The organism is Mycobacterium sp. 852014-50255_SCH5639931 (assembly GCF_001665605.1).
GTDB classification, from domain to species: domain Bacteria; phylum Actinomycetota; class Actinomycetes; order Mycobacteriales; family Mycobacteriaceae; genus Mycobacterium; species Mycobacterium paraffinicum.
Genome location: NZ_LZSV01000011.1, coordinates 24082 through 44122, shown reverse-complemented (window position 1 = coordinate 44122; position 20041 = coordinate 24082). Strand labels below are relative to the sequence as shown.

Here is a 20041-nt window from a genome sequence, read left to right as displayed (position 1 = left end):
CTGGCAAGGCCGTGCGACAGTTACCGGATGACAAGCGTCGCCGTAATCGGCGCCGGACCGGGCGGGCTGGTGGCCGCCCGCTGGTTGTTGTCGCAAGGATTCGAGCCCACGCTCTTCGAGCAGGGTCCGACGCTGGGCGGGCAGTGGGCGCCGTCGGACGAGCGCAGCGGTGTATGGCCGGGCATGTACACCAACAGCAGTCGCACCATGACGGCCTTCAGCGACCTCGATCACGACAGCGACCTTGTCTACCAACCGAACCGAGACATCCTCGATTACCTGCATCGCTATGCCGCCAAATTCGTTCTGACCTCACGCATTCGGCTAGGCAACCGGGTCGAATTGGTCAGCCGAGACGACAAGCCGGGATGGCTGCTCCATCACGCTGCCGGAATCGAGCGGTTCGAGCGTGTGGTGGTGGCCAGCGGAAGGTTCAATGCGCCTGCCGTCCCCGCTGTCGCCGGGTTGGAAACCTTCTCCGGTTGCGCGGGTGCGGGGACGACATTCGGCTACCGAGACGGCACGGCGTATCGCGGCATGCGCGTTTTGGTCGCCGGCTGCGCGATCAGTGCGCTCGAGATCGCTTCCGAGCTTGCGCAACTCGGGGCGGCGCGCGTCGTCGTGACGCAGCGACAGCAACGATATGTCGTGCCCAAGTTCATATCCGGCGTCCCGACCGACCACCTGCTCTACACGCGCTACGGTGCCCTGGCAGAAGAGAGCCTCCCGGCAGAGGACGTCGACCGGCAGTTGAAGGATATTGCGGTCGGCGCGGCCGGAAGCCCCGAACAGTACGGCGCCCCGGCGCCCGACCCGTCGCCCTTCGCGGCCGGCGTGACTCTCAGCCAGCATTATCTTCCATTGGTGGCCGAAGGCCGAATATCGGTGCGGCCATGGATGAAAGCGGTTATGGGCGCGACGGTTACCTTCGCCGACGACCGCGCGGAGGAGTTCGACGGGATCTTGTTCGGGACCGGTTTCAAACTGCGTCTGCCGTTCCTGAGTGCGGAAATTCAGCGGATCCTGAACCTTGACGCGGTGCACCTGGACGCCGACCGGTACACCTTTCATCCGGACCTCCCGGGGCTGGCCTTCCTGGGCATGTGGGACCAGGCGGGCGGATACTTTGTGCCGCTGGAACTTCAGGCCAGGTGGATCGCCTACACGTGGGGCGGCGTCATACCTGCGGTGCGTGAACGGGACCAGCGGTTCGCAATCGATGCCTACCGCGCTCGCCGGGGCTTGTCGCAGAAATCGCGATTGCACCTCGCTGCCATCGCCTTTGCCCGGGCCGCGGGTGTGGAACCGCGCCTGGATAACTGGCCGCAGCTGCGCCGCGCGCTGTTGTTCGGTCCATTGGCACCGAGTTGTTTTCGGCTGGAGGGGCCCGACGCGCTGCCCGACGCACCGGAGCGGTTCGCACGCGAGGCCGCGCGGTTCGGTGCCATCACCTCGAATCACCTGACAGAGCAAGAAATACGGTATTGGGAGGCGCTGCAGCACAGCTGCGATTAGTCCGCGGCGGCCAGCACGTCACGCACCGCTTCGTCGACCGTGCTCAGCAGGTCCGGGTCTATGCCTGCTCGGCCACGAACCAAAACGGATGCGTTATTGGCCGGCGGCAATCCCTCGGCGGGGCACACGCCGTCGGGCAGCTTGCCGATCGTCGGCAGCAGCGCCACTCCGAGCCCCGACCGTACCGCCGCGTACAGTCCGGACAGATCGCCGCACTCTGCGGCGATCTCATAGGCAATACCGTGGTTTTCGAGGATGGCGAAGGCCGGCTCACGCAAGGTGCACGGCTCGGAGAAGATCACCAGTGGCAGTGGTTCTCGCGCGGGCACCGCCAACGTTCGCGCCGAAATCCATTGCAGCCGAACGAGCCCGGAGGCGTTGGCGCGGTCCAAGCCCGCCCCGTCGAGCATGATCGCCAAGTCGACCAGACCGCGTTCGATCGAGTCGGCCAGGGACACGTTGCGGTCCAGCCGGAAGCGCACCCGCCGGTCGGGGAGCCGATCCCGCAGCACGCCGGTCAGTCCGGACAGCATCACGTCCGCGCCGTGCTCGGTGGCCCCAATCGTCAGAAGCTTGGGTTCGGTGGCGCCCAGGTCGTCGAGCGCCGTGTCATGCGCGGCCAATATCGCGCGGGCATGCCGCAGCGCCTTCAGGCCCGTCTCGGTGAACACGATGCCGCGGCCGGAGCGCTGAATCAGCGGCTGGCCGACGACGGTCTCGACTCTGCGCAGGTGCTGGCTGACCGCGGACTGACTCAGATGCAGCGCCGCGGCGGCGCGGTGAAACCCGCCGCAGTCGGCGACGGCGACGAGGCTGCGCAGCGGCGCGATGTCGAGCACCTGGGCCATAGCTGCACCATAGTCCGATTAGGAACCTCGATCAATCGATGTGTTCCTCATACGGAATTCGGGAACAGCACCAGCAGATCGATAAGGCATCACGATCAATCGCGATCAGCAATAATCGTTGGACTGCGGGGGTAGGTCTGGGCCAGCATGGGTCGCATGGACCTGCCACGGATGCCGCTGACCACCGCGTCGGCGGTAACGTTCTTCTACGCGCTCGGCTACCCCATCGGGGTGCTGGCGGTGACCGCCATGGCGCCCATGCCCGCGTTGGTGCTGCGATTCGGTTTGGCCGCAACGATTCTGGCCATATGGTCCGTACTGGCCAAGGCGCCCTGGCCGCGAGGAGCGCAGCTCGGCCACGTCGCGGTGGTCGGCCTGCTCATTCAAGCCGTGCAGTTCTGCTGCCTCTACGAGGCCGTCCAGCTCGGATCGCCGGCCGTACTGTGCGCGGTGGTGATCGCGATGAACCCCGTCGCCACGGCCATCCTGGCCGCCGTGTTCCTACGCGAGCCGCTGGGGCCGCACCGGGTGGCTGCGCTCGGCTTCGGCGTCGTCGCGGTGTTGGCCGCATGCGCGCGAAGGCTGGCGGCTACCCACGGGGTCGACCCGGTCATCGTGCTGCTTGGGGTTGGGTTGCTTGGGCTTTCGGCCGGCGGCGTCTATCAGCAGCGGTTCTGCGCCGGTATCGACTTTCGCACGATGAGCGCACTGCAGAATGCGGTCGGGCTGATTCCCGCCGCGGGGCTCGCGATGCTCACGCCCTTCACCGTGCACGACGGCCGGCAGGCCGTGATCGCGGTCGCCGGCATGGTGCTGTTGAACGCGACACTGGCGGTGAGTCTCTACGTCCGCGCCATCAATACCCACGGCGCGGCGGCGGTGGCAATGCTGTTCGCCGTCATTCCCGCGGTCGCCGGGGTGCTCTCGTGGCTCATGCTCGGCCAGCGCCCGGACGCCGGTGTCGCGGTCGGCCTGGTCCTGGGCGGCTTCGCCTGCTGGCTCAACAGCAGGGCATCCCGGCCGCGTCGCGCGACGAAGGAGAGCGGGCAACCCATCCGCGCCTCAGAGGTGTCCCCGGTTGGCCAGCGGATTCATGCGCCGTGTGGGGCGCCATCGAGTTCGCCGGGGTAGCGCTCGGTCGGACTTCGGATTTGCACGATCGGGGGCGAGCCGGATTCGCTGTTACGGGGCAGCCGTCTCCGAGAATTGGACAGCCGTGCACCCGCCCGGCCCCGCGCACTGCGGCTACGGTGATCTCTATGACGCCGGCCAGCCGTTCATCCGCGAAGCCGGTAAAGCGCCGCCCCAAAGATCGCAAGGCACAGATCGCCCGGGCCGCTTCAGACGCTTTCAGCGAGCTGGGCTACCACGCGGTCAGCATGGAAAACATCGCCGCTCGGGTCGGGGTCTCGGCGGCGGCGCTCTACCGGCATTCGCACGGCAAATACGACCTGTTCCGCTCCGCGGTCCTGGCACTCGGGCAGCGGCTCGTGGACGCCACGGAGTTCGCCGATCACCTGCCGGACGATGCCGATCCTGGGGAGACGCTACGTGCACTGACCGGATCGCTGATCGACACCGCGATTGTGAACCGCACCGCGGGGGGACTTTATCGGTGGGAAGGTCGCTACCTGCACGGTGAAGACCAGGGCGTCTTGGCCGAGCAGGTCAAGCTGGTCAACCGGCGTCTGCAGCGGCCGTTGATCGGCCTGCGGCCCGAACTGCAATCACGGCAACGTTGGGTGCTTTCTGCTGCGACGTTGAGTGTCATAGGCAGCATCACCGACCATCGTTCCCGGCTCGGCGACGGCGAGATTCGGGCGACGTTGGCCGACATCGCGGCCGCCGTGTCGAGGGCGGACGTGCCGGCGCCGCGGGTGAGCGAGTCGGAATCTCCACGGACAGTGGCGATTACGAGTGCCGTCGGCAGCTACGAATTGCTGTTGCACGAATCGATACGGTTGTTCAACGAACGGGGATACCGCGAAACCGGTATGGAGGACATCGCGACCGCTGTCGGTATACCGGTGGCGAGCATCTACCAGTATTTTCCGAGCAAGGCCGCGATACTGGCAGTGGCATACCGGCGCGGCGCTGACCAGGTTTCCGGTGACCTGTCCACAATTTTGGCCACCGGCAGCGACCCGGAGCAGTCGCTGACGCAGCTGATCGACGCCTTCGTCACACGGTCGTTCGCCAACCCAGAACTGGCCCGGGTGTACTACACCGAGCGCCACAACCTGCCCGACACGGACGCGGTCCTCCTCTACAACATTCACCGCTCCACCGTCGAATCCTGGGCCCGGCTGGCCGTGGCGGCGCGACCCGACCTAACGCTCGGCCGGGCTCGATACGCCGTACACGCGGCGCTCGCTCTCGCCGTCGACATCGGGCGACTCGTCATGCCCGGCCCGAGCGAGCCGGCTCGCATGACAGTCCGCCGTTTGATGGAAATCACCTTGATCGGCAAATCTGCCGCGGCTTCCACCAAGGGCACTCGCCGCTGAGTCTCACCAGGAAGCAAGCCGACTTCACGCCGGAATGAGGCTGCACTTGTGCTGACGCCACTAATGAGCGATGGCACGGACGGCTATCCCTAACGCCATGCCGCGCAGGAAACTTCTGAACCGGAGGCATGGCCGGTATCCTGCTTCTTTGCAGCGAGCGCTACCCAATCGTCTGAATAAACATTAACATAATTGCCATCCGTACCGGGCGCCGCGGCCTCACCGACCTGGCTCTTGAGCCGACGGGCGCGCGGTAGGTCCCCGCGCGAAAGGCACGCCCCATGCTCAACAGGATCCGGCAGGTACTGGACTACCAGTTGACGATTGCCGAGCTGATGGGCATCGCCGTGCTGCTGGGGACGCCGTATCTGATCGTTGGGGTGATCTGGTCGTCCACCCACACGGGGCACCTACGCGAGATGCACGGACTCGACCTGGTCGTGTCTTTTCTCGGTTCGATCGTGTCATGGCCGGTGCTGATCTTCGCGAACGTCTGCATGACATAGGCGGGAGGAGATAGTGAAACGCGGGCCTCTTGTTGTGTCAGCGGCCGTAATCGCTTTAGCCGTCGGGTTATTCGCCCTGCGCTTCCCGGTGTTCATCGACGCCTATGATCGATTCGGTTGGCAGGTCAAATGCGGCAGCGGTTTCACAACTGATTTAACCCAAGCGTCGAGCGCCGACGAAACGAAGAAGGGCCACGGCGGCGGCGGAGTTGGCATGTCGAGCACGAACTACGTTAGGCCAATGCGACAACGCCCTGATGGTCCGGCGCGTGTGGGCGATTCCCGCGGCCGCCCTCGGCGCCCTCACGCTGGTGGGGTTGGCGGCCGTAATTCTCGCGCAGGACCGCCGGAGCTCCAAGAGCTAGTGTTGTCCGTGAGATTCCTGACCGGAATCGGACGCCATGCGCTGGCGCATAACCCATTTCGATACGACGGTTGCCCCGCCCGCTAGCAACCCGCCTAGCGCGTGCTCTCGTCGGGAAGGTCGCGCCGGGACTGGTGTAATCCCGGCGCGTCCGGGTCATCGTTCTGGTGCTCCAGTTGCTCCTGCAACCTGCGCTGTTCTTCGGTCGCCTGCCGGGCGTCCTCGGGGGCGGGTGGCGGGTCGAAATTGACTTGCTGGTCCACGTGGGATCTCCTCTGACCGTTTGCGCTGCTCCAGTCAGGATCTCCCGAATCCCACGGCTCGAAACCTGCCCGGCCGTGCGCGCCAGCTAGCCGAGATGAGCGGATAGCAGCCAGGCGCCCATCGACTTGCGGCCGTTGCCCTCGTCGCGGATGTTTGCGCCGGCGAAGGCCCCGAATCCTTCCAGGAAGCTGTCGGGCACGTTGGCGTGGATCCGCGCCGGCCGGATGTCGTCAACCACCCAGTACTTGGAGACCACGTCCCGAAGTTCCTCCTCGGTGACTGCATTGACCGGGCCGTCGGCAGGCATGCCCTCGCGGTCGAAGACCAACACAAAGTAGGAGGCACCCGGCGCGGCTGCACGCACGATGGACTGCTGATAGCCCTCGCGCAACTCGACGGGCATCGAGTGAAAAAGGGTGCTGTCGACGATCGTGCCGAAGCGCCCGTCATAACCGCCGAACGCACTGATGTCGGCGACATCGAACGTGGCATTGGTCAGGCCGCGCCTGGCGGCCTTCTCGCGCGCCAGTTTGATGCCGGTGGGCGACTGGTCCAGGCCCACCGTGGTGAAGCCGCGCTCGGCGAGGAACAACGACACCGCCGCCTCTCCGCAACCCGCGTCGAGCACGTCGCCATGGAACTTCCCGGCCTCAATGAGGGCCGCGATCTCCGGCTGCGGCTCGCCGATGCTCCACGGCGGCCGATTGCCTTCACCCATCTCGGGGGCCTCGCCCCGGTAGGCGGATTCGAACATATCTTGAGTCGGCTGAGACATACCACCTGTATATCAACCAGACTGATATATGTCAATGGGGCTGATGCGTGAGAATCCCGTTTACTCGAGGGTCGCCGTGAGGTAACCGGAGTCTTCACCGAATGAGGCCAGCTCGTCATTCGGTACCTCGAATCCGTGAGCGGCAAAGGCATCGTCGGTGGTCCGGATGTCGACCTGCCAGCCATGCCCGGCCAGGTACTCGGCCGCGGTGTTGCGGTCGCCGGTATAGAAAAGCTCGGCCAGGTTGATCTTGGAACCGAGACGCTGCGACCGTTCGGTCAGCTTCTGCGCCCAGTCCTGCGGGATGTTGCGCAGATCTATGTGTTCGGTGGCGATCCGGCTGCCCGCCGCCGACAAGGCGACGATGTTGTCGAACAAGCGGTCCTGCGCCTCGGGCGGTAGGTAGACAAGCAGGCCTTCGGCGCTCCAGGCCGTCGGCGCGTCCGCCTCGAACCCGGCCTCGACCAGCGCGGCCGGCCAGTCCTCGCGCAGGTCGATCGCCACCGTGCGGCGCTCGGCGGTGGGTTCGGCGCCCAGCTCGGCCAGTACCCGCGTCTTGAACTCGATGACCTCGGGCTGGTCGATCTCGTAGACAATCGTTCCGGGTGGCCAGGCCAGCCGGTAGGCCCGGGTGTCCAGCCCGGACGCCAGGATCACCGCCTGGCGAATCCCGGATTCGGTTGCCTGCGTGAAGAAGTCGTCGAAGTAGCGTGTGCGCACCGTAATCTGCTCGTTCACGGCCTGGCGATTCAGCAGGGGATCGTCGGATCGGTCGACCTCGTGATCGATGAGCTTGACGAAGACGTCGCTGCCCACGGCGCGGACGAGCGGATCCGCGAAGGGGTCGTTAAGCAAGGGGTCCGGCCCTTGGGAAGCGATCGCCCGTTGCGCGGCGACCGCCGTCGCGGTCGCTCCGACGCTGGAGGCCAGATCCCACGTGTCGTTCTCGGTGCGGGCCACTACCCGACTCCTCTCCGCCATTAGTTAGCTCATTTAAGCGTTGAGGCCCACTCTACGCTTCCAGGCCCGGACCGACCGTTCGGCGATGCGCACGGGGATGACGAAGGCGCGACGACGTGTTGAGATCAGGTATGGCTGACGACATCGAAATGAGCCCGAGGGACTGGGTACGCGAGCAGACCGAGCAAATCCTGAAACAGGGCACGACCCACGGGGTCGAGATTCTCGACCGGCCCGTCGTTTTGGTGACGGTCACCGGGGCAAAATCCGGCAAAAAGCGTTACGTGCCGATGATGCGCGTCGAAAGCGACGGTCGTTATGCCATGGTCGCGTCGAAAGGGGGCGCCCCCGCGCATCCGTCGTGGTATTTCAATCTGAAAGTCAATCCGGAGGTCACGCTGCAGGATGGCGAGAGGGTCGTCACGCTAAGGGCACGCGAGCTCGACGGGTCGGAGCGCGAGCAGTGGTGGCAGCGAGCCGTCGAAGCCTATCCGCCCTATGCCGAGTACCAGACCAAGACAACGAGGCAGATACCAGTCTTCGTGCTGGAGTAATACACCGCGCGTCAACGTATTTCGGCAAAAAGCGCCGACGGTCATTCGACAGCTATCGACGGCAAAAGATTTGCATTCGATATGCGCGCGGCCCGTCAGGTTGCGACCAGCTTGGCCGCCCCATACCTTCGATATGCATAGGCCAGGCACGCCTAGCAGAACAACGACGTTCCCGCGACTGGTAATCGCCAGTGCCACAGGGCTTTACATCGCACTATCCGGGCGCATCACGGGCTGATATCCGGCGCGCTTCCTCATGAACATTTCCAGGGAGGGCCGATGCAACACGCCGGGCGGCTAGGTCAACAAGACTTCCAGAAGGGTCAACCGAATCGAGTTGACCGGTGGCGCGCGGCCATGCAATACGACTTGCCGGCCTCGTTAGTGGTTTTCCTGGTGGCGCTTCCGTTGTCACTCGGGATCGCGATCGCCTCGGACGCTCCAGTGCTGTCCGGCTTGATAGCGGCGATCGTCGGCGGGATCGTCGCCGGGTGTATCGGCGGATCACCGTTGCAGGTCAGTGGTCCGGCCGCCGGGCTCACGGTCGTTGTCGCCGACCTGATTTCCCAGTTTGGCTGGGCGGTAACCTGTTTGATCACCGTCGTTGCGGGAGCACTGCAAGTCATGTTGGGGATCAGCCGGATTGCGCGCGGCGCCTTGGCGATCTCACCGGTTGTCGTGCACGCCATGCTGGCCGGCATCGGAATCACCATCGCCCTGCAACAGGTGCACGTACTGCTGGGCGGTGAATCGCAGAGCTCGGCCTGGACAAATGTCGTCGGGTTGCCCGCGCAGATCGCCGGCGCGCATCGGCCGGGTCTCGTGCTGGGTCTGCTCGTCATCGCCATTCTGATTGCGTGGCGCTGGGCACCGGCCCGGTTGGCCAAGGTGCCCGCCCCACTGGTCGCCATCGTCGTCGCTACGGTCATGTCGGTCGTGTTGCCGTTCAACGTATCCCGCATCAGGTTGGAGGGCTCGGTGCTGGAGGCCCTGCAGCTGCCGCAGCTTCCGGACGGGAATTGGGGGGCCGTCGTGATCGCGGTGATCACGGTCACGCTGATCACCAGCGTCCAAAGCCTGCTGACGGCCGTCTCGATCGACCGGATGCACACCGGGCCGCGCACCGACTTCAACCGGGAGCTGATCGGGCAGGGCGCGGCGAACATGGTGTCCGGCGCAATCGGCGGGCTTCCCATCGCCGGCGTGATCGTGCGCAGCGCGGCTAATGTCAACGCGGGTGCGAAAACCCGCGCCTCGACGATCATGCACGGGGTCTGGATTCTGGTGTTCGCCGTCCCCTTCGCGGGATTGGTCGAACAGATCCCCACCGCGGCGCTCGCCGGCTTACTCATCGTCATCGGGATCGAGCTGCTGAAGCCCGCACACATCGAGACCGCGTCGCGCAACGGCGATCTCGTCGTCTATCTGGTGACCATTGTCGGCGTCGTCTTCCTGAACCTGTTGCACGGCGTCATGATTGGGCTGACCGTGGCCGTCGTCGTGACCGGCTGGCGGGTGGTTCGGGCCAGGGTGGAGGCGAAGCCCGTGGGCGACGAATGGCACGTGTTCATCGAAGGGGCGTGCACCTTCCTGGCCCTGCCCCGGCTGACGGGTGTGCTCGCGACGATCCCCGAGCGCACCACGGTCACCATCCACCTGGTGGCCAACTACCTCGATCACGCTGCCCATCAGGCGATCAGCGACTGGCAGCGGCGGCACTGCGCCACGGGGGGAGCGGTCAAGGTCCATAACGGACCGATGGAACCCTATGGACGCGTGGGTAAGTCGTCGAAGGCCAACGGTCGCGCGGTCCACCTCAGCCTGGTCGAAGCGGACACCGGCTAGCCCTACCCGCGGTTTGCTACGTCAGGTCGGCGGCGATCCGCTTCAGCACGGCGAGGTGATCATCGACTGTCGCGAGGCCGGCGTTCATCGTGTTGACCGACACGTGGGTGGCGCCCGCGGCCCGCCAGGCCGCGATGTCGGCCGCGGCCTTTGCGCGGTCGCCGGCCCAACTGACCCGGCCTTCCATCCCGAGGCTTTCCGCGTCGCGCCCGGCGGCCGCGGCCGCGCGCCGCACCTGTTCCCGCGCGTGGTCGAGGCCGGGCCCGGGAGCCGTCATCGGGAACCAGCCGTCCGCGAGACGTCCCGCGCGTTCCAGCCCGCGGTCGGACGCCGCGCCGATCCACACGGGGATCGGGCGCTGGGCGGGCAATGGGGCCAGCCCCGCCGCGGTCACGGTGTGGTACTTCCCGTCGAAGGTGACCGATCGTTCGGTCCACAGCCGGCGCATCAGCTCGAGCTGCTCCTCGGATCGCTTGCCGCGATTGGTGAACTTCTCACCCAGCGCCTCGTATTCGACCGCGTTCCAGCCCAATCCGACACCAAGCCGGAATCGCCCGCCGGTGAGCAGATCGACTTCGGCGGCCTGCTTGGCCACCAGCGCCGTCTGTCGTTGCGGCAGGATGATGACACCGGTGACGAGTTCCAGGGAAGTGATCGCGGCGAGGTAGCCGAACATGACGAAGGGTTCATGGAATGTCGAATCGATGTCGTAGGGGCCATCCCAGCCGTGGTGCACGTTCGGGTCGGCGCCCACCACGTGGTCGTAGGCGAGGATGTGGGTGAATCCGAGTCCTTCGACGCCCTCGCCGTACGCACGCACGACCGCGGGGTCTCCACCGAGCTCGGTTTGCGGGAACACAACTCCAATGCGCATTGGCGGTGCAACCAAGCCGCGGGGGGATTGCTTCCCGTGCGCAATGAAAAAGTTTGGGACGGTGCCGTCTTCGCGCCTCTCGGCAAGTGGTCGCTCGAAGCGGCGGTTTTGAGGTGGTACCCGGGGGAATGTCCGACACCGTCGAAAGCCACAACGAAGGCCGCCGCCCGAATATTTCGCCGACGCTCGATGATGGACGGGTGACGACAAAAAAGATCAGGTACGCGCTGCGGGTCGGTGACTTCGAGCCAACGTTCGAAGCCGAGCTGACCGCGCGCTACGAGATTTCGAAGCTCCCCGAGGGCCCCGAACGGGCCGATTTCCTGTCCGAGCGTGCGGCCGACATTCGTGTGGTGCTCACGTCGGGGTCGCCCGGCGTCGACGCCGACACGATGGCGGCCCTGCCCCACCTGGAGGTGATCGTCAACAACGGCGCCGGGGTGGACCTGATCGATCTGCCCGCGGCGCGACGTCGCGGCATCGGCGTCAGCAACACGCCCGACGTGCTTTCGGACACCGTGGCCGACACCGCCGTGGGCCTGATCCTGATGACCCTGCGCCGTTTCGGAGCCGCCGACCGCTACGTGCGGGCGGGCGGCTGGGTGCGCGACGGGCCATTCCCCTACGCCCGCGACGTCAGCGGCTTGCAGGTCGGGATCTTGGGCCTGGGCCGCATCGGTTCAGCCATAGCGACCCGGCTGGTCGGATTCGACTGTGCCATCGCGTATCACAACCGCCACCGCATCGACGGATCGCCGTACCGCTACGCCGACTCGCCGCTGGAACTGGCCGAATCGGTCGACGTCCTCGTCGTAGCCACCACTGGCGACCCCAAGACGCGCCGGCTGGTCGACCGGAGCGTCCTCGAGGCGTTGGGTCCCGAGGGTTACCTCATCAACATCGCGCGCGGCAGCGTCGTCGACCAGGACGCGCTGGTGGAATTGCTGGCCGGCGGCGCCCTGGCCGGTGCGGGGCTGGACGTCTTCGTCGACGAACCCCACGTGCCGGCCGAGCTGCTGGACATGGACAACGTGGTGCTGTTCCCGCACATCGGCAGCGCCACCGCCCGGACTCGCAGGGCGATGGCGTTGCTGGCGATCCGCAACCTGGAGAGTTACCTCGACACCGGTGAGCTGGTGACACCGGTGCTGCGACCGCGCAGGTGACAGCGGGGTCCGCTCCTGTCAGATGCCTCACACCGGATGGTCCAGCCCTGATTAACGGGTACTAGGCCATCCACCATGAGTGACACGACCCAACGCGAGCTCGGAGACACCAACAGTCCCATCGAGGACGAGCTCGAGGATGCCTTCAGCAGGATGCTGAGCGAGGGCACCCAGCGTCTGCACCGCACGTGGCGCGGCGTGTTGGTCACCGGCTTTTTCGGCGGGACCGAGGTGGGGATCGGTGTGCTCGCCTACCTGTCGGTGTTGGACGCCACCCACCGGCCGCTGTTGGCCGGGTTGGCTTTCTCGATCGGCTTCCTGGCCCTGCTGCTGGGCCGCAGCGAGCTGTTCACCGAGGGCTTCATCATTCCCGTCGTGACGGTGGCCGCCAAACGCGCCAGCCTCCGCCAGCTGGCCAAACTGTGGGGCGGCACCATGTTCGCCAACCTCGTCGGCGGCTGGGTGATCATGTGGCTGATCATGACGGGCTTCCCAGAGCTGCACGCCCAGACCATCGAGTCCGGCACCCATTTCGCCACCGCGCCGGTGTCGGCGCAGAGCATGGTTTTGGCGATCCTCGGCGGCATGGTGATCACGCTGATGACCCGGATGCAACACGGCACCGATTCCGTGCCGGCCAAGATCGCCGCCGCGGTCGCCGCCGCGTTCCTGCTCGCCGGGCTGCGGTTGTTCCATTCGATTCTGGATTCGTTGCTGATCTTCGGCGCGCTGGTTACCGGGAATGCGCCGTTCGGTTACCTGACGTGGCTGGGCTGGTTCGGCTACACCGTGGTGGGCAACATGATCGGCGGGCTGCTCTTCGTGACGCTGCTGCGGCTGCTGCGGAGCAAGGATCGGCTCGAGGAGGAACGCGCCGACGCTGAGTCCATGTGAGCCTCAAAGCAGTTGCGGCATAACCTCACTCGCCAGCAGTTCCAGGTGCGCGAGATCGGTTAGGTCCAGCAGCTGGGTGTAGACGCGCTGCACGCCGAGGTGTTTCCACGCGCCCAAGTTGTCGACGATCTCCGCGGGAGTGCCGACCAGCGGGCTGTTCGAACGCAACTCGTCGAGGTCGCGGCCGATCGCGGCGGCGCGGCGGGCCACCTCGCGTTCGCGGCGGCCGGCGCAGAGCACGAATGCGCTTGAGTAGGTCATCGAGTCGGACGGCCTGCCCGCCTCGGTGACCGCGTCCGCCACCCGCTGAAATTGCTTCTCGGCCACGTCGATCGGCGCGAACGGAATGTTGAACTCGGCCGCGTACTTCGCCGCCAGCTGCGGGGTGCGTTTGGCGCCGAGACCGCCGATGACGATCGGCGGATGCGGGCTCTGCATCGGTTTGGGCAGCGCCGGTGAGCCGGCGATGGTGTAGTAGTTGCCGGCGTAGTCGAAGGTCTCACCCGGCTTCGTCGTCCACAGCCCTGTGACGATGGCCAGCTGCTCGCTGAGCCGGTCGAACCTCTCCCGCAGCGGGGGAAAGGGAATCCCGTACGCCTGGTGCTCCTTCTCGAACCAACCGCTGCCCAGGCCGAATTCGACACGCCCCGCGCTCATGTCGTCCACTTGCGCTACCGCGATGGCCAGCGGACCCGGATAGCGAAACGTTGCGGAGGTCACCAGGGTGCCCAGCCGGATGCTCGACGTCTCCCGCGCGATCGCGCCCAGGGTCACCCATGAGTCGGTGGGACCCGGCAGGCCGTCGCCGCTCATCGCCAGGTAATGGTCGGACCGGAAAAACGCTGCAAAGCCCAGCTGCTCGGCGGTTTGGGCGACGGCGACCTGATCGGCATAACCGGCACCTTGTTGCGGTTCGATGAAGGCACGGAATTCCATAAGATCCCTCTGTATGTCGTTGTACGGCAACCCGATTCCGAACGTGTACCCGCCCGTGGCCAAAGCGAGACGCGAACGGGTTTAGCACCCCACCCGCACCTGGGTATGCCCTTGGCATGACCTCACTACTTCCACCCAGGGTCGTGACGCCCGCGCGATTGACCTGCGCCGGGGCCGCCGACGCCGTCACGGCGGCGGAACTGCGCCGCGCCCTGCGCCGGTGGCTCCAGGAAGTGACCGAGGCCCCGGCTGAAGTGCGCGACGACATCATTCTGGGGGTCAACGAGGCGCTGGCCAACTGCGTGGAGCACGCGTACCGCGCCCAGACCACGGTCGGCACCATGAAATTGCAGGCCAGCTACGATCCCGCCGCCCAATCGATCAGCGTGTGCGTCAGCGATCGCGGATCCTGGCATCACCCCTCGCCGCAGCGGCTCAACGACCCCCGGCGATCCCGCGGTCTCCTGCTGATGCATGCGCTGGCCGACCACTGCACCATCAACGCGCGGCCCAACGGCACGACGGTGTGCCTGGACTACACCACCAGGCCCTAGCCGTCACCCGCTCACACGCCGACGGCGCGCTCGAGGTCCTTCAACGAGGTCTCCAGGTGGCCCAGCAGCCGCTGCAGGTGCGGGATGCTGCGGCGGCAGCCCACCAGACCGAAGTCGAGGTTGTCGGCGTTGTTGGTGACCGTGATGTTGACCGCCTGCCCGTCGAGTGGGATGGACAGCGGATAGTTGCCGTCCAACCGGGCGCCACGCCAGTACAGCGGGTCGGAGGGACCGGTCGAGACGTTGGAGATGACGATGTTGAAGGGCGGTGAGGCCGCCGACAGGTACCCGGGGATCAGCCCGAAGAACAGGCCGCCGATATTGAACGCGGACAGGGCGAGCTGCTGAACCGAGGGCAGCTGTTGGAAGATCTCCTTGGTGTCGCGGATCGACGTGCTGACGATCTCGAGGCGCCGCCCCGCGTCTTCGAGGTCGGTCGCCAGGTTGCACAGGAACGTTCCGACCAGGTTGCCGCCACGGTCGTCGTCGGTCTTGCGCAGATTGACCGGCACCATCGCGGTCAGCGGGGCGTCAGGCAGGGCATCCCGCTCCAGGAGGTAGGCCCGCAGGGCCCCGGAGCACATGGCGAGCACGACGTCGTTGACCGTCACCCCGGCGGCCGACTTGATCGCCTTGATCCGGTCCAGCGACCACGACTGCGCGGCCACCCGCCGGGCACCGCCGATCCGGACGTTGAACATGCTGCGCGGCGCCCGGAACGGCAGTGTGAGTTGCTGTTCGAGCAGCGCCGCCCGGGCCAGCTTCAGGCTGGATGGTGCCAGGGCGAGCGCCGACCCCGCGGTGCGGCCGGCGCGCTCGAGCAGCGACTGGGTTTTGGGCTCCTTGCCGCGCTTGCGCGGCCCCAGGGTCCACGGGACGCGCACCTCGTCGTCGTCCGGGTCTGGGGTGAACGCGCGCTGCACCAGCCGCATCGCGGACACGCCGTCCATGAGGGAGTGGTGGTACTTCGTGTACACGGCGTACCGGCCGTCTTGGAGGCCCTCGATGAGGTGGGCTTCCCACATCGGGCGGTGGCGGTCGAGCAGGCTGCCGTGCAGCCGAGACGCCAGCTCCAGCAGATCGCGGACCCGCCCGGGCTCCGGGAGGGCCGAGCGGCGCAGGTGGTAGTCGAGCTCGACGTCGTTGTCGAACGACCACGCGAGGTTGGTCAGGCCGCCGAAGAAGGCCGGGTGCTTGCGGAACAGCGGCTGCACATCCGTGCACTCGAGCATGGCCTGATAGGCCTCGCGGACGAAATGGGGCCCGGCGTCCTCGGGCGGCTCGAAGAGCTGAAGCGATCCCACGTGCATCGGGTGCTCGCGGGACTCGCCGATGAGGAACAGCGCATCCGTCGGCGATATCGGTTCCATGGTCAACCCCGTTCGTTTTGCTGCACCGTCCGCGCGGTACACGCACATCTCCTAGTAGCCGCCGTGAGCGTTTGCTAATCCCGAAAGGCCAGCCCGAATCCGGCCCGAGCCGAAGGGCTTGCGGGCGCGGTCGTTTGGGTACATCGATGCGAACACTGGCGCACGGGGAGTGAAATGTCGGCGGGTTTGGAGTGTCCGAAACGAATGGAGTTCGGACCGTGCGGCGGGGTGCGACCCGACGGCCAATGCGAGATGCGCCCGGGGCCGTGCGCGTTCGACGGCGTGGTGGCGTGGTCGGGCCATCAGCACGCGGCGCGTCCCGCTCGCGTACCGCTGCTGCTCACCGATTTCAGTTGCACCCCGTTCGATCGCCGGGACGTCGCGGCGACCGCGGCCGTGCTGGCGCCCGGGTGCGACGCCGTCCTGGTCGGGGAGCACCAGAACAAACCCGATTTTCCGCCGACGCTCATGGGGTCACTGCTGCTCGACGCCGGCGTGACACCGTGGATCACGTTGTCGTGCCGCGACCGCAACCGCGTGGTGCTCGAGCAGGAACTGCGGGGGTTGCTCAGCATCAACGTGGAGACGGTGTTGTGCGTGACGGGCGACGGGCGCGGCTACGACGTGCGTCCGGAGGTCACCCAGACCTTCGACCTCGACGGGCCCCGCCTGGTCTCGCTGGCCGCTTCGACGGGCGTGGTCGCCGCGGTGCCCGAAACGCCCACCGCCCCGCCCGTAGCGGCCCGGCCCGCACGGTTGGTCGAGAAGCAACGGGCCGGAGCGAGCCTGGCGGTCCTCAACCACGTGCCCCGTCCCGAGATGGTGGCCGACTTCGTGACGGTGGCGCGGGCGGCGGGGCTGGCGATCCCGGTGATCGCGGCGGTCGCGGTGTTCACCGACAGCGTCTCCGCGGCGGTGCTGCAAGGCTTGCCCGGCCTGGAACTCGATCAGACCGTGACGGAGCGCGTATTGGGCGCCCTGGATCCGGTGTCCGCCGGGATCGAGGCGGCGGTGGCCGAGGCCCGCGCGCTGCTCTCGATCGAAGGTGTCGAGGGAGTCAACGTGTCGGGTTTGGCGTCCGCCTCGGGCGGGCGCATGGGGGCGGAAATCAAGGCGGAGGTCGGTCGCCGAATACGGGGAGAGGGGCGCCGATGACGCGCGCCGCCGACGATGCAGTGGGGGTACCGCCCGCTTGCGGGGGACGCAGCGATGAGGTGGGGGTACCACCCGCTTGCGGGGGAAAGGGGCGCCGATGACGGAAGCGATGGAGGCAGAGTTCGACACCGTCGCCGAGTGGACGGCGCAGGTGGCCGCCGACCTCGGGCCGGACTATTACGTGCCCGCCGGGTGCCGGGGCAGTGGCAGTCCGGCCGCCCTCGATTGGCTGATAGCGGAGATGGGCCTTGAGCCCGGTGCCACGCTGTTGGACTCCGGGGCGGGCGTCGGGGGCCCCGCGGCCTACGCGGCGCGAGAGCGTTCGGTGCGGCCGGTGCTTGTCGAGCCGGAGACGGGTGCGTGCCGCGCGGCGAAGAAGTTGTTCGGCTTCCCGGTGGCGTGCGCGGTGGGGTCGGCCCTACCGGTGGCGGACTCGAGCTTCGACGCCGCGTGGGCACTTGGCGTGTTGAGCACGACACCGGATCACTTGGCGGTCCTCGAGGAGCTGCGCCGCGTCGTCCGGCCGGGCGGCCGGGTCGGCCTGCTCGTCTTTCTCGCCCACGGCGACGAAGCGAACGAGACGTTGGACGGCAACCATTTCCTGACGCCCGGCGGGCTGCTCGAGCTGGTCCGGCGCGCGTCGCTGTACGTCGAGCAGCGGCTCGGCACCGCGGACCTTCCGCCGATCTCCGACTCGTGGAACGAGCGGGTCGACGCCGTGACGGACGCCCTGAGCGAGCGGCACGGGCACACGGAGGCCTGGCAGTTGGCCGAACGCCAGAGTGCACAGATCGGGCGGCTGCTCGACGAGGGGACGCTGACCAGCGAGCTGCTGGTGTTGCGGCACGCGTAAGACTCGGTTAGGCCGACTCGCGGAAGGCGGCGGTGATCTCGGCGACCCTGGGGTCGGCGCGTAGCTCCTCCAGCGTCGCCGGGAGCGGGAGCCGCCAGTTCGGGTACTCGTCGATCGTGCCCGGCAGATTGGGCTGCCGGGGTTCGGCCAACACGTCGTAAGGCGAAATCAACTTCAGGCGGCTCGGCGCCGCCGCCAGCAACCGGTGCATCGCCGTGATCATCGCCCCCTCGTCCGGATCCGGGCCGTCAAGCAGGCCCTCGGACCGCAGCAGCTCCAACCACTCGGCCCGCTCCTTGTCGGCCACCGACCGCTCACCCGCCACGTCGTCGAGCAGCCCGAGGTCGGCGCGGGCCCGCACGTGCTCGGCGCGCAAGAAGCCCGCGGCCGTGGGTAGGTCGTGGGTGGACAGGCTGGCGGCCGCCCGCGACGGCCATTGCGCCGGCGCCAGCAGCGGCTCCCCGGGGGCGGACTCGTCGCGGGTGAACCAGGACACCGCGCATCCCAGCATCCCGTTGCCGGCCAGCGCCTCAGTCACCTCCGGTTCGACGGTGCCCAGGTCCTCGCCGACCACGGTGGCTCCGGCCCGGTGCGCCTCCAGGGCGAGGACGGCGAGCATGACGTCGGCGTCATAGTGCACGTAGGTGCCGCGATCCGGGCCGGCGCCCGGGGGAATCCACCACAACCGCCACAGGCCGGCGACGTGGTCGATCCGCAGACCGTCGGCGTAGGTCACGACGGCGCGCAGCATGTCGCGCAGGGCGGCATAGCCGGTGGCGGCGAGGCGGTCCGGCCGCCACGGCGGCAGCCCCCAGTCCTGCCCACGGGGAGTGAAGTTGTCCGGCGGCGCCCCGACACTCACCCCGGTGGCGAGCACGTCGGCCAGCGCCCACGCGTCCGCGCCCTCGGCGTCGACCCCGACGGGGAGGTCGTGCAACACCCCCAGGGCCATCCCTGCGCTTCGGGCGGTGTCGCGCACGGCGACCAGCTGCTCGGCGCAGCGCTGCTGCACCCAGGCGTGGAACGCCACCCGGGGCGCCAGCTCTCGCCGCGCCGCCGCGACGGCCGGCCCGGCGACGTCACGCAGTGGCTCCGGCCAGCGGCTCCACCGGCCGCCGTGCCGCTCGGCCAGCGCGCAGTACGTGGCCCAGTCGCGCAGGCCCTTGCCGGCGGCCGATTCGTCCAGCGCGCTGGGCCGGCCCTCGGCGCGCCAGAGCAGCTCCAGCGCCGAGCGCTTGGCCGCCCACACGAGGTCGTGGTCGATGCGTTCGGTCGTTGCCGAGACCCGCAGCGCATCCACCTCGGCCCGGGTGTCCGGGTCGGCCCTCCGATAGACGTCGAGGTCCTCGACGCGCAGCGCCAGTGGGTTGGCGAACCGTCGGCTGGAGGGGGTGTAGGGCGACGGCTGCACCGGATGGGTCGGTCCGGGGGCGCTGAGCGGGTTGAGCAGCACCGCGCCGGCACCGTGCTCGGCGACGGTCCAGTTCATGAATTCCCGCAGGTCGCCCAAGTCGCCGATGCCCCAGGAGCGGGCCGATCGGAGGGCGTAGAGCTGCAGCATCCAGCCCCAGGTGGCGGGGGCCGCGGGCACCTGGGGTGGCGCCGCGACCAGGGTGGCCTCCTGCCCGTCGCGCAGCTGCAGCCGATACCAGCCCGGGGTCAGGCCGCCGGGTAGCTCGTCGCGCACCTCGGTGCGGCCCCCGTCCTCGCCCACCAAGAGGGCCGCGCCGGGCAACGGCCGGGGCCGCCCGTCCAGGCGTAGGGAAACAGTGGGTGGCAATGCGCCGGCGCGGTCGCGCTCGGCCAGTTTGGCCAACTCGCGGCGACGGTCGGCTTCGCTGGCGGCGTCGACGTCGAGCAGGCCGAGCACGCGGATCACGACGTCGGCGTCGACCTCGACGGGCTCGCGCCGCTCGTTGCGGTAGGAGGTGGCCACCCCGTGTGCCGCGGCCAACCGACGCAGGTCATCGGGAACCGGCTTGGGATTCGCCATCAGCGCGCCGGCCCGGGTGGGGAGCCGGCGGGGGCGACGGGACGACGATGACGAGGGAGCACATCGCTTATATACCCAAGCCGGGACTTCTCACACAGACGGCCGAAA

The 20041-nt window shown here is 67.6% G+C and carries 19 protein-coding genes and 2 pseudogenes; 13 read left to right on the top strand and 8 right to left on the bottom strand.

Annotated features, from left to right (window positions below):
• The first annotated feature begins 27 nt into the window (after positions 1-27).
• The gene (locus A5758_RS05805; protein ID WP_067737647.1) at positions 28-1515 is read left to right on the top strand and encodes an NAD(P)/FAD-dependent oxidoreductase; all 1488 of its coding nucleotides are present in this window, start codon (positions 28-30) and stop codon (positions 1513-1515) included.
• Here the strand turns inward: A5758_RS05805 and A5758_RS05800 are convergent.
• A complete protein-coding gene (locus tag A5758_RS05800; RefSeq protein WP_067208493.1) occupies positions 1512-2363 on the bottom strand; it encodes a LysR family transcriptional regulator in 852 nt (283 codons plus the stop codon). The two genes, A5758_RS05805 and A5758_RS05800, sit on opposite strands and share 4 nt — an antisense overlap.
• 171 nt (positions 2364-2534) lie before the next feature.
• Between A5758_RS05800 and A5758_RS05795 the strand changes: the two genes are divergently transcribed.
• The 4 genes and pseudogenes from A5758_RS05795 to A5758_RS26190 all read left to right on the top strand — a co-directional run bounded on the left by A5758_RS05795 (position 2535) and on the right by A5758_RS26190 (position 5741).
• On the top strand, positions 2535-3494 hold the full coding sequence (locus A5758_RS05795; protein ID WP_067738281.1) for a DMT family transporter: 960 nt from the start codon (positions 2535-2537) through the stop codon (positions 3492-3494).
• 128 nt (positions 3495-3622) lie between these two features.
• On the top strand, positions 3623-4870 hold the full coding sequence (locus A5758_RS05790) for a TetR/AcrR family transcriptional regulator (RefSeq protein WP_067737644.1): 1248 nt from the start codon (positions 3623-3625) through the stop codon (positions 4868-4870).
• Positions 4871-5151: 281 nt separating this feature from the next.
• Positions 5152-5376 (top strand): hypothetical protein, encoded by a 225-nt coding sequence (locus A5758_RS05785; RefSeq protein ID WP_067737640.1) that lies wholly within the window; start codon positions 5152-5154, stop codon positions 5374-5376.
• Between the two features lie 13 nt (positions 5377-5389).
• Positions 5390-5741, top strand: a pseudogene (locus A5758_RS26190) (hypothetical protein).
• Between the two features lie 94 nt (positions 5742-5835).
• On the opposite strand, the gene A5758_RS26000 reads toward A5758_RS26190, so the two are convergent.
• The 3 genes from A5758_RS26000 to A5758_RS05770 form a co-directional block, all read right to left on the bottom strand.
• Positions 5836-6003 (bottom strand): hypothetical protein, encoded by a 168-nt coding sequence (locus tag A5758_RS26000; RefSeq protein ID WP_197503783.1) that lies wholly within the window; start codon positions 6001-6003, stop codon positions 5836-5838.
• An 86-nt stretch (positions 6004-6089) separates the two neighbouring features.
• Positions 6090-6779 carry a class I SAM-dependent methyltransferase gene (locus tag A5758_RS05775; protein ID WP_067208480.1) on the bottom strand — a complete coding sequence of 230 codons (690 nt, stop codon included), beginning with the start codon at positions 6777-6779 and terminating at the stop codon, positions 6090-6092.
• A gap of 60 nt (positions 6780-6839) precedes the next feature.
• A complete protein-coding gene (locus tag A5758_RS05770) occupies positions 6840-7739 on the bottom strand; it encodes a class I SAM-dependent methyltransferase (RefSeq protein WP_067737638.1) in 900 nt (299 codons plus the stop codon).
• Between the two features lie 131 nt (positions 7740-7870).
• Here A5758_RS05770 and A5758_RS05765 point away from each other — a divergent pair, with 131 nt between their 5' ends.
• Complete coding sequence (locus A5758_RS05765) at positions 7871-8293, top strand: nitroreductase family deazaflavin-dependent oxidoreductase (RefSeq protein ID WP_067208472.1); 423 nt, start codon at positions 7871-7873, stop codon at positions 8291-8293.
• Positions 8294-8650: 357 nt separating this feature from the next.
• Complete coding sequence (locus tag A5758_RS05760; RefSeq protein WP_067737635.1) at positions 8651-10138, top strand: SulP family inorganic anion transporter; 1488 nt, start codon at positions 8651-8653, stop codon at positions 10136-10138.
• A 16-nt stretch (positions 10139-10154) separates the two neighbouring features.
• On the opposite strand, the gene A5758_RS05755 is transcribed toward A5758_RS05760, so the two are convergent.
• Entirely contained in the window at positions 10155-11012 is an 858-nt protein-coding gene (locus A5758_RS05755; RefSeq protein WP_067737632.1) for an LLM class F420-dependent oxidoreductase, read from the bottom strand.
• 128 nt (positions 11013-11140) lie between these two features.
• Between A5758_RS05755 and A5758_RS05750 the strand changes: the two genes are divergently transcribed.
• Together A5758_RS05750 and A5758_RS05745 are read left to right on the top strand one after the other, a co-directional pair.
• A complete protein-coding gene (locus A5758_RS05750; RefSeq protein WP_197503782.1) occupies positions 11141-12178 on the top strand; it encodes a 2-hydroxyacid dehydrogenase in 1038 nt (345 codons plus the stop codon).
• A 75-nt stretch (positions 12179-12253) separates the two neighbouring features.
• Positions 12254-13072, top strand: coding sequence for a formate/nitrite transporter family protein (locus A5758_RS05745; protein WP_067208463.1), 819 nt, complete (start codon positions 12254-12256; stop codon positions 13070-13072).
• Positions 13073-13075: 3 nt separating this feature from the next.
• Here the strand turns inward: A5758_RS05745 and A5758_RS05740 are convergent, their stop codons facing one another.
• Positions 13076-14008 (bottom strand): LLM class F420-dependent oxidoreductase, encoded by a 933-nt coding sequence (locus tag A5758_RS05740; protein WP_067737627.1) that lies wholly within the window; start codon positions 14006-14008, stop codon positions 13076-13078.
• A 116-nt stretch (positions 14009-14124) separates the two neighbouring features.
• Here A5758_RS05740 and A5758_RS05735 point away from each other — a divergent pair, with 116 nt between their 5' ends.
• Positions 14125-14562 (top strand): ATP-binding protein, encoded by a 438-nt coding sequence (locus A5758_RS05735; protein WP_067737624.1) that lies wholly within the window; start codon positions 14125-14127, stop codon positions 14560-14562.
• Between the two features lie 11 nt (positions 14563-14573).
• Here the strand turns inward: A5758_RS05735 and A5758_RS05730 are convergent, their stop codons facing one another.
• Entirely contained in the window at positions 14574-15932 is a 1359-nt protein-coding gene (locus tag A5758_RS05730) for a wax ester/triacylglycerol synthase family O-acyltransferase (RefSeq protein WP_067208453.1), read from the bottom strand.
• A gap of 204 nt (positions 15933-16136) precedes the next feature.
• Here A5758_RS05730 and A5758_RS05725 point away from each other — a divergent pair, with 204 nt between their 5' ends.
• The 3 genes and pseudogenes from A5758_RS05725 (at position 16137) to A5758_RS05720 (ending at position 17940) form a co-directional block, all read left to right on the top strand.
• Positions 16137-17087, top strand: coding sequence for a methylenetetrahydrofolate reductase (locus tag A5758_RS05725; protein ID WP_156622512.1), 951 nt, complete (start codon positions 16137-16139; stop codon positions 17085-17087).
• Positions 17084-17158: pseudogene (locus A5758_RS26475) on the top strand (hypothetical protein); the annotation flags it as partial. The gene A5758_RS05725 and the pseudogene A5758_RS26475, both read left to right, overlap by 4 nt.
• Before the next feature lie 26 nt (positions 17159-17184).
• Positions 17185-17940, top strand: a complete 756-nt coding sequence (locus tag A5758_RS05720; protein WP_067737619.1) for a class I SAM-dependent methyltransferase — start codon at positions 17185-17187, stop codon at positions 17938-17940.
• Positions 17941-17947: 7 nt separating this feature from the next.
• Here the strand turns inward: A5758_RS05720 and malQ are convergent, their stop codons facing one another.
• Positions 17948-19933, bottom strand: coding sequence for a 4-alpha-glucanotransferase (gene malQ, locus A5758_RS05715; protein WP_067737612.1), 1986 nt, complete (start codon positions 19931-19933; stop codon positions 17948-17950).
• Positions 19934-20041 lie beyond the last annotated feature (108 nt).